General features: G+C 60.8%; 7 protein-coding genes. 3 read left to right on the top strand and 4 right to left on the bottom strand.

What is annotated here, in order from left to right; all coding sequences use genetic code 11:
• Positions 1-20: 20 nt before the first annotated feature.
• From paaC to paaA, 3 genes are read right to left on the bottom strand one after another with little or no spacing between them, the layout of a single operon-like run.
• Positions 21-776 carry a phenylacetate-CoA oxygenase subunit PaaC gene (paaC, locus tag JJE47_04665; GenBank protein MBK5266707.1) on the bottom strand — a complete coding sequence of 252 codons (756 nt, stop codon included), beginning with the start codon at positions 774-776 and terminating at the stop codon, positions 21-23.
• Positions 773-1,111: a 1,2-phenylacetyl-CoA epoxidase subunit B gene (paaB, locus tag JJE47_04660; GenBank protein ID MBK5266706.1), complete on the bottom strand. Its 339-nt coding sequence runs from the start codon at positions 1,109-1,111 to the stop codon at positions 773-775. The genes paaC and paaB overlap by 4 nt, the downstream gene beginning before the upstream one ends.
• The gene (paaA, locus tag JJE47_04655; GenBank protein ID MBK5266705.1) at positions 1,111-2,028 is read right to left on the bottom strand and encodes a 1,2-phenylacetyl-CoA epoxidase subunit A; all 918 of its coding nucleotides are present in this window, start codon (positions 2,026-2,028) and stop codon (positions 1,111-1,113) included. Before paaA ends, paaB begins: the two co-directional genes overlap by 1 nt.
• A gap of 293 nt (positions 2,029-2,321) precedes the next feature.
• On the opposite strand from paaA, the gene JJE47_04650 reads away from it, so the two are divergent.
• Both JJE47_04650 and JJE47_04645 read left to right on the top strand, forming a co-directional pair.
• Positions 2,322-7,412 (top strand): tandem-95 repeat protein, encoded by a 5,091-nt coding sequence (locus JJE47_04650; GenBank protein ID MBK5266704.1) that lies wholly within the window; start codon positions 2,322-2,324, stop codon positions 7,410-7,412.
• A 243-nt stretch (positions 7,413-7,655) separates the two neighbouring features.
• Complete coding sequence (locus JJE47_04645) at positions 7,656-8,066, top strand: DUF3237 family protein (protein ID MBK5266703.1); 411 nt, start codon at positions 7,656-7,658, stop codon at positions 8,064-8,066.
• Here JJE47_04645 and JJE47_04640 read toward each other — a convergent pair whose 3' ends face one another.
• Positions 8,067-8,687, bottom strand: coding sequence for a maleylpyruvate isomerase N-terminal domain-containing protein (locus JJE47_04640; protein ID MBK5266702.1), 621 nt, complete (start codon positions 8,685-8,687; stop codon positions 8,067-8,069).
• 32 nt (positions 8,688-8,719) lie between these two features.
• On the opposite strand from JJE47_04640, the gene JJE47_04635 reads away from it, so the two are divergent.
• Positions 8,720-9,508 carry a glycerophosphodiester phosphodiesterase gene (locus tag JJE47_04635; protein MBK5266701.1) on the top strand — a complete coding sequence of 263 codons (789 nt, stop codon included), beginning with the start codon at positions 8,720-8,722 and terminating at the stop codon, positions 9,506-9,508.
• Positions 9,509-9,572: the final 64 nt, after the last annotated feature.

Raw genomic sequence — 9,572 nt, 5'->3', positions numbered from 1 at the left:
GATGGCCTGGCGAATCTGGTTCACCAGCTGGCACCCGGATACGTGCGTTGGAGTACTTGCATCTCGGCCAGCATCAGCCCGAGATGGTTGGTGTGACGTCCATCCCGACCTCCGCTGGTCTGGTGGGGATCGTCCGGCATCGATAAGGTCGCTTCCTGGAGGTCGTTGGCGATATTGGCCCGCCACGGCTCCACGAGATCACGTACGTCGACTCCGATTCCGGCTGCCACCATGGAAAGATCGAGGTCGTCCACGGCGAATAGCTCTGCGGTGAAGCGCCATAAGGCGTCAACCGCCGACTGCATTCGGGTATGGGATTCATCCGTGCCGTCTCCCAGGCGGTGCAGCCATGTGCGGCCGTGGCGCAGGTGGTAGGCGGTTTCTTTCCGTGCCTTGGCGGCGATGGCGGCCAACGTAGCGTCGGTGGAAGTGCCCATGTGGTCCCAAAGCAACTGCTGGTAGGTCGAAAACAACACCTGCCGGGCGATGGTGCTGGCGAAGTCTCCGATGGGTTGTTCGACGAGCAGCAGGTTGCTGAACTGTCGCTCGTTGCGGAAGAACGCATAGTTGTCCTCGGTCTTTGCGCCGTCGATGTCGCCTGCGTAGGAGTAGAGCATTCGGGCTTGCCCGAGCAAGTCAAGGCCGATGTTCGTGAGGGCAATGTCTTCTTCGAGATCGGGGGCCCGGGACGACCATTCGGCCAACCGGTGGGATAGGACCAGACAGTCGTCGGCATGGCGGAGTGTGTAGCGGACGAGTTGCGTGGCATCTGTCACATGTGACCGATTTCGTCAGGTATGTCATAGAAGGTCGGGTGCCGGTACGGCTTGTCCGAGTCGAAGAGCATGTCTGAGTCGTCAGGATCGGATGCCACGATCTGCGCCGAAGGGATCACCCAGATGCTGACACCTTCGGACCGTCTCGTGTAGACGTCGCGGGCAGATTCCAGGGCGGTTTCTGCGTCGGCCGCGTGAAGGCTGCCGACATGTACGTGGCTTAAACCCCGGCGGGCTCGCACGAAGACCTCCCAAAGCGGCCAGCCGTGGTCCGTAGTTGGGGGACCCTCTGATTGGGGTTCGTCACCCGGAGCGGAGTGGACTTCATACGGCATCAGTCTCGAGTTCCCTCATGTTTCGCTGCGTGGGCCTCCGCGGCCTCCCGCACCCAGGCGTTCTCCTCCCAAACGGCGACTTTGTGGGCAATCCGTTCCCGGTTCAGCGGGCCGTGTCCCTTCACTACCTCCCAGAACTCATCCCAGTCGATCGGGCCGGTGTTATAGTGATTGGTCTGCTCGTTCCATCGCAGTTCGGGGTCGGGCACGGTCAAGCCAAGGAACTCGGCCTGTGGGACGGTCATGTCGACGAATTCCTGGCGGAGTCGATCGTTGGAAACGCGCTTGATCTTCCACGCCGTGGACTGTTCCGAGTGGGTTGACTCGGCATCGTGGGGACCGAACATCATGAGGGATGGCCACCACCAACGGTCTAGCGAGTCCTGGGCCATCGCCTTCTGTTCGGCCGTGCCATTGGCGAGCGTGAGCATGATCTCGAAGCCTTGTCGTTGGTGGAACGACTCTTCCTTGCAGATCTTCACCATCGCCCTGGCGTATGGACCGTAGGAGCACCGGGCGAGCATCAACTGATTGGTGATGGCGGCCCCATCAACCAACCATCCAATGGCCCCGATATCGCCCCAGGTGAGGGTCGGATAGTTGAAGATCGAAGAGTACTTCTGGCGGCCCTCGTGGAGGCGTTCCATGAGTTCGTTACGCGAAACGCCCAGTGTTTCGGCTGCCGAGTACAAATAGAGGCCGTGTCCCGCCTCGTCCTGCACCTTAGCCATCAAGATGGCCTTTCTCTTGAGGGTGGGTGCCCTGGTGATCCAGGTCCCTTCTGGTTGCATCCCGATGATCTCTGAATGGGCGTGCTGGGCGATCTGGCGGATCAAGGTATGCCGGTAGGCCTCTGGCATTTCGTCGCGGGGTTCGATCTTGTGGTCGGCGGCGATGATCTCGTCGAAGGAGGGCATCGGCGAACCATAACAAACGCTCGTTTGTTTGTCGATGGCGATTCGAGCTGTGCCATTGCCACGATTGTGGGTGGTCCGGTCTCCTCCCTGTCGGGATGGGCTGGGTCTGTCGAATCATTTCCAAGGCAATGTCAGGTATTGCGGTTGATGGACGGAGCCTCTGGTCTATGCTTCCGGCAGTCAGATGGGGAAGGTTGGGGAAGATGGCTCCTTGGGGGAGATCCAGGGGATTACATCGTCGGCCGCGTAAGCGACCACGATTCATAAGCGTCGTAGTAGCACTCAGTCTTATTGTGGGCATTCCGCCCGTGGCTGGTTGGATCGACGCCGTCGAAGCCGCCCCTTTCTCCGTGACGGCCCTCGTTACGAATGGAACCGACGACGCCGAAGAAGCCGCTTCTGGCTCCATGACGCTTGGCAGTTCGGATCTCGAGTTGACGGAGGAAACCTCGACGCAGACCGTGGGCATCCGCTACTCGAGCCTCGCCATCCCCAAGGGCGCACAAATCACATCGGCGTACCTCCAATTCAGGTCCGATGAAGCCCACTCGGGACCGACCAACCTGACGATTGCGGTGCAGGCGGCCGACAATCCAGGCACATTCACCACGACGCCCGGCAATATCTCCGCCCGCCTGAGGGCTTCGCTGACAGCTTCCTGGGCACCGCCGGCCTGGACGGCTACCGGACAGACCGGACCTGCCCAGGCCACCCCTGACCTGAGCGGGGTTGTCCAGCAGGTCATCGATCGCCCAGGGTGGGTGGCGGGCAACGCCCTGGTCTTCGTCATCACCGGGACGGGCAAGCGAGTCGCTGATTCGTTCGAAGGTGGCGCCAACAATGCGCCAGTCCTCCATGTCGAGTATGGGTCTGGTTCTGCGAACCTTCCGCCAATCGTGAAGGCCCGGGCAGACTCGACCTTCCTGTCGGGATCCGCCACGCTCGACGGCAACGTCATCGACGACGGAGTGACAGGCGTGATAACTACGTGGTCGAAAGTCTCCGGCCCCGGCGAGGTCAACTTTACCGACCCCGCCGCGGTCGACACGACAGCCACGTTCGACCAAGCGGGCTCTTACGTCCTGCAACTCACCGCCGATGATGGTGAATCCATTGTCTCTGACCTCGCCCCGGTCATGGCCGTCGATGGATCCGCAGGTCAGCCCGGTTCGGTTCGGTTCGGGCTGGTAGGCGACCTTGGTGATGGCAACCCGAACGAAGCGGCCGTAGCTCAGTTGATCAGCGGACTCGGGCCTGAGTTCATTATCACGCTTGGAGACAACAGTTATGGGCCGGCGGGCCAGGACGCCAACGTTGGCAAGAACTACGCAGCCTATATGGGCAACTACGACGGGGCGTTCGGGCAAGGCTCGGCGCTCAACCGCTTCTTCCCGGCCCTTGGTAACCACGATATCGAAGACGGCGGTGGTCTGGCGGACTATCTCGATTACTACACGCTTCCAGGTGGCGGCATTGTCAGCTCGAACACCTCGGGCAATGAGCGCTACTACGACATCGTGCAAGGCCCGGTGCATATCTTCTTTTTGGACACCGACCCGTCGGAACCGGACGGCAACACAGCCTCATCGGTTCAGGCCGCCTGGCTGCAAGCCCAGCTGGCGGTTTCTACATCACCATGGAATATCGTGGTCGCCCATGATCCACCTTTTGCCAGCAATGGGTCGGTATCGGCGTCTCGCTGGCCGTTCCAGGAGTGGGGAGCCGACGTCGTGCTGTCGGGTGACGCCCACCTGTATGAGCGCCTCGAGGTCAACGGCTTCCCCTACATCATCGGTGGTCTCGGCGGCGACTCACGAAAAGCTATGCCGGTCCAGATTCCAGAGAGTCAGGTCATCTATAACGCTTCGTATGGTGGAATGATCGCCGAAGCCTGCACGAGTGGCGTGACATTCCAGTTCCACTCATTGGCTGACGGCATCATCGACACGTTCACGCTCGGTACGGCGTGCGGATCGCTTCCCGCCCCAACCGACCTTGGGGCCACCGCCACTGAAGGAACTATTGATCTGGTCTGGACCGATGCCAACGGCGGAACCGTCGGGCACGAAATCGAACGATCGGACGCCGGCGCCAGCGGGCCGTTCTCGCTTCTGGCAACCGTCCCAGCCGGATCAGTGACCTACCAGGACGGTGGATTGCCAGGCACGACCGAGTATTGCTACCGGGTGCGCGCTTCGGGCGCTAGCGAGGTGTCTGGCTACTCGAACGTATCGTGCGCGACGACCCCACAGCCCAACTCGGCGCCGGTTGCCAACGACGACACTGCCCAGACAACCCAGAACACCCTGGTGAACATTCCGGTACTTGCCAACGACTCAGACGTCGATGGCAACCTGAATCCGGCCTCGGTCACGATCACTGCCGGCCCGACCGGTGGGACCGCGGTTCCGCAACCAGATGGGACCGTCAACTACACCCCGACAAGCGGGTTCCTCGGTCAGGGCACATTCTCGTATCAGGTGTGCGATGTCGCATTGTTGTGCGCCACCGCCAATGTGACGGTGTCCGTGGGAGCGCTCAACGCTCCTCCAACCGCCGGGGACGTCGCGGCCAGCACTGATGAGGACGTCACCGGGTCGTGGACACCGAGCGTCTCGGATTCTGACTCGTCGAACCTGACGTGCTTGATCACGATTCAACCCACTGTAGGCACCGCTTCGGTGCCGTCGAATTGTTCAGCGGGTTCCTATGTACCGCCGGCCAACTTCAATGGGTTCACCTCGTTTACCTATCAGGTGAGTGACGGGGTCTCGACCGATACCGGACTCGTGTCCATGACCGTCCGATCCGTTGCGGACGCTCCCCAAGCCGTTGCCGATGGGGCGCTGGCTGCCGCCGGGGTGACCATCCAGGTCAATGTGACTGCCAACGACACGGACGTGGACCTCGACCTGAATCCGGCCTCCGTCACGATTGTCACCCCGCCGTCCAACGGATCAGCGTCGGTTACCGGGGCGGGCATAATCTCCTACACGTCAGCCGCGGGGTTCTCAGGATCGGTTCAAATCACCTATCGGGTGTGCGACCTATCTGCGTTATGTGACACCGCGATTCTGACCATCGATGTGACCAATGCTCCAACTGTGGTCGAGCGTCGGGTTATCAATGGCAATGATGACAACGAGGAGATTCCTGCCGGGGCAACCCGGATCGGGAGTTCCGATCTGGAATTTGTCCTTGACGGGACCACCGTTCAGACAGTCGGGATCCGGTTCCAGAATCTCACCGTGCCGCAAGGCATGACGATTTCGAGTGCCTACCTGAAGTTCCAGGTCGACGAGGCCTCATCAGAGCCAACCAACCTGATGATCAAGGCTCAAGCGACCGACAACGCCACAGCCTTCACGAGCGCGAGTTTCGACGTGAGCAGTCGACCGGTCCTGGCGCCGTCGGTGGCGTGGGTACCGCCGGCGTGGCCGACGGTCGGCGTCTCGGGACCGGACCAGACGTCAACCGATATCTCGGCGCTTGTGCAAGCGGTGGTCAACCGTCCCGGATGGGCGTCCGGCAACTCCATCGCGTTCACGATCACCGGCACCGGTAAGCGGGTAGCCGAGTCGTATAACGGATCGGTGTCAGCGGCACCACTGCTGCACGTCGAATACGTCTCGAGCGGCCCGGCGGGTAGCTCGCCGGTCGTGAACACCGACCTGGCGACCACCCTTGAGGATACCGTAGCGACGATAAGCGTTCTCGCGAATGATTCCGACCCCGACGGCGATCTTGTGGCCAGCTCGGTAACGATCGTGAGCAACGGTACCAAGGGCACCGCGGTCCCGAACGTGAACGGGACCGTCACGTACACTCCTAACCCGAACGCCAACGGCTCCGATTCCTTTACCTATCGAGTGTGCGACAGCGGCAACCGTTGTGGTCAGGCGCTGGTCTCTGTCACGATTACGTCGGTTGCGGACGCTCCCGTGGCGGCCAACGACAGCGCTTCGACGACGGGAACCACCTCGGTTGTGATCAACGTGACCGGTAATGACACTGATGTCGATGGCGATCTCAACGTGGGTTCAGTAACGATTGTCACTACTCCGCTCAAGGGAATCGCCACTCCCGGGTTCGGGACGGTGATGTACACACCGAATCCGAGCGTCAGCGGTTCGGATTCGTTTACCTACCGGGTGTGTGATTTCACGAACCCGACGCCGTTATGCGCGACGGCCGTGGTGAGCATCACCATTGCCACGGTCAACAACCCTCCGACGGCTGGCCCAGTCTCGATCTCGGGTGCCGAAGACAACGCCATTGGGTGGACGCCGGTGGTCTCTGACGATGCCGTGACATCGATCTCTTGCTCGATTTCAACGCCCGCGGCCAAAGGTACCGCCTCCGTCCCCAGCAACTGCGGGTCGGGCAACTACATTCCGAACCCCAACTCGAACGGTTCCGACTCGTTCGCCTACACCGTGTCAGACGGAGTTTCAATCGCTTCGGCTACCGTCAGCGTGATTGTCAATCCGGTCGCAGACGCCCCTGTTGCGGTCAATGACTCTGCGACTACCTTCAAGAACTCAGCCGTAACGATCGCCGTGACGGCCAATGATTCTGATCCTGAGGGTGATCTCGATCCCGGGTCGGTCTCTATTCCTCAAGCGCCCTTGCATGGGGCGGTGGTCGTCGTCGGAGGCGGGTCTGTGCGATATACGCCGGCGACCGGCTACGTTGGCGCCGACTCGTTTACCTACCGAGTATGTGATGCGACGACCCCGATCCCCTTGTGTTCGGTGGCGACGATTTCGGTGACCGTCACCGATACTTCGTTCACCATCGACGTACGCGTGTCGAGCTCCGACGACGACAATGAGGAGCGGCCCAACGGTACCTCGCGGATTGGCAGCAGCGATCTGGAAATGACCGATGATGGCGGTCCCCAGATAGTCGGCATTCGCTTCCAGAACCTTCAGATTCCGAGAAATTCGATCATCACGAAGGCGTACATCCAGTTTCAGGTCGATGAGGCTTCTGCCGGGCCGGCCAACCTGAGCCTACAGGTCCAGGACCATATGAACGGTTTGGCGTTTTCGAACACGAGATTTGATATGAGCAGCCGGACTTGGAGTACCCAGACTGTGTCATGGATCCCGGCGGACTGGAACTCGGTCGGAGCAGTCGGACCGGATCAACGTACTGCTGACATCAAGGATCTCGTCCAGCTTCTCGTCAACAATCCCGAGTGGGTGAACGGGAACGCCGGCGTCTTCCTGATTACCGGAACCGGCAAGCGGGTTGCCGAGTCCTCCGACGGTACGGCGAGCGGTGCTCCGCTCCTCCATGTGGAGTTCTCGGGACCGACTGCCAGCCTGGGCGACTCGGCGGGGTGGCTGCTGCTGGACTCGTCGATCACGCGAACATAAACAAGAGCCCCGCTAGCCATCCAGCTCTCGGGGCTCCTGCCCTTGGCTCGACTCTCGTGAGCCGTTCCAATCCTACGGTCTACGTCTCCCGGTCTTTCGGCCTTCGTGTTCTAACCGCACCTTTGAATATATCCGACATTTCGGTACCTGGCTACGGTCTTTAGTCCCTACCCAGCCGGAGGGCGTATCCGGGGGCGCTGAGTCACTAGGGTCGCGGTTCAAGCCACTTTGTGAAAGGTCGACATGCCCTCGCTACAACCATTTTGCACCATAACCGGCCAGCTCGAAATGAACGTCATCGGTCAGACACCCGGCGGTATGCGAATCGATTTTCCGTTTGCAGGTTCGGCGACCTCGTCGCACTGGGATGGCGAACGCCCGGTGGTAGGGACCGACTACGTCACGGTTCGAGGGGACGGCCACATGGACCTTGATATTCACGCCGTCATCGGCGAGGGCCGTCAGAAGGTGTCGTACTCTGCTACCGGAGTGTCGCTCGCAGGTGAGGAGCGAGGGGTTGCCTATCCCAGAGAGCTAATCACGTTTCAGACGGCGGATGACTCACTCGGATTCTTAAACACGGCGATCGCCGTGGGACTCGGCTCGGCCAATCAGAGCACACTTACGCTTGAGGTCTACCTCGTCGCGGACTGACTAGAGCGCGCTTGGCCAGGCGGTCAGCCGCTCGCGTCTGCTCAGGGCCGTGATAATGGCGGATGGTCCATGCTTGATCGCCGCGGCCTCCACCAGGGTGGCGAGCACGAGGTCGATGGCCGTTCCGGGCCACGTGGGCGGGTCGGTAGCGACGCTGATGGCCAGGTCCTCGCCGTGGACAACCAGCTCCACCAATCGGGTGACGAGGTACTCATCGAGATACATCACCTGGCCTCCGAACACCGTGACTCGTCGGTCGAACGGTTCGTCGTCAAGGCGGACCCGGAGCGTCTCGAGCGTGCGATCGAGTTCGGTGACCAAGGCGCCCTGACCACTGGCGGCAGCTTTCACGCCGCGGGCCCTGATGGCGGTGTGCAAGGCGTCGTCATCGGCATCGACGGAGGCAAAGTACTGGCCTGGTGTGATGGGCTCGTCGGTGGACGGAATCGACTCTTCAAGATACAGAAGGGGCGTGCCGAGTCCCCGTCCGAGGTGGCCGCTCAAGCCGGCCACATCATATCCTTGGAGAGCCGATGGGCTCGTCCAGGCTTCCGCAACGGCGTCACTGGCAATAAGGTCGATGACGGACTGAGCGGCTTCCAGAAAGGCAGTGCGAATCACCTCATCAGACTACGCCTATCTACACTACCCTTGTGCTGAAACCGGCCCTGTCTCATCAGTATCCCATCGCAATGGCTCACCGCGGCTCGACCGTTCTCTGGCCAGAGAACACGATGATGGCGTTCCAGGGGGCGGTTGACCTCGGATACAAATATCTTGAGACCGACGTCCACGCCTCGTCCGATGGCGTATTGATGTGTTTTCATGACCCAATTCTGGATCGAACCACCGACGCCACCGGTCCGGTTTCGGCGCGCTCGCTCGCCGAGCTGGCAGCGATCGATGCCGGCTACCGATTTGACCCAGTAAACCATTTCCCCGCCAGGGCGATGGGCGTCACGATTCCTTCATTCGAAGAACTGGCGATGACGTTCCCGGACGCGATACTCACCGTTGATTTGAAGGCGGCTGGAATCGAGCAACTGATGGTCGACACGATCCGGCGCTTGAAACTGTCCGATCGGGTCATCCTCGGCTCATTTCAGGAGAAGCGGGTGCGTACGCTCCGCAAACTGGCCGGGGAAGGCGTAGCCACCTCCGCCGGACCCCGCGAGACGGCCAAGATCGTTTTCGGGGCGATGGCCGGTCGGTCAATGCGGGTGACCGCCGATGTGCTTCAGGTCCCGGAGTTTCATCGGGGGATCAACGTGGTCAATGAACGGTTGATTGATGTTGTGCAAAGCCAGGGCAAACAGGTTCATGTGTGGACGGTAAACGAGGTCGATGAGATGACCCGGTTCCTGGATATGGGAGTCGACGGGCTTGTGACCGACCGCCCCGACCTACTCAAGAAACTCCTCGTGGAGCGCAACGGCGCATAGGGAGTCGAAAAGGCTGGTTGGTCAGCTTCGGTTCCGAGTCAGAAAAGCGAGGAAGACGTCGGAC

This window comes from Acidimicrobiia bacterium (assembly GCA_016650365.1).
Taxonomy (GTDB): domain Bacteria; phylum Actinomycetota; class Acidimicrobiia; order Spongiisociales; family JAENVV01; genus JAENVV01.
This window is presented reverse-complemented; position numbering and strand designations above follow the sequence as displayed.

Bases quoted from the DNA above. Each gene is read 5' to 3' on its own strand.
- paaB (MBK5266706.1), bottom strand. From the start codon at position 1,111: ATGCCGTATGAAGTCCACTCCGCTCCGGGTGACGAACCCCAATCAGAG.
- paaA (MBK5266705.1), bottom strand. From the start codon at position 2,028: ATGCCCTCCTTCGACGAGATCATCGCCGCCGACCACAAGATCGAACCC.
- JJE47_04645 (MBK5266703.1), top strand. From the start codon at position 7,656: ATGCCCTCGCTACAACCATTTTGCACCATAACCGGCCAGCTCGAAATG.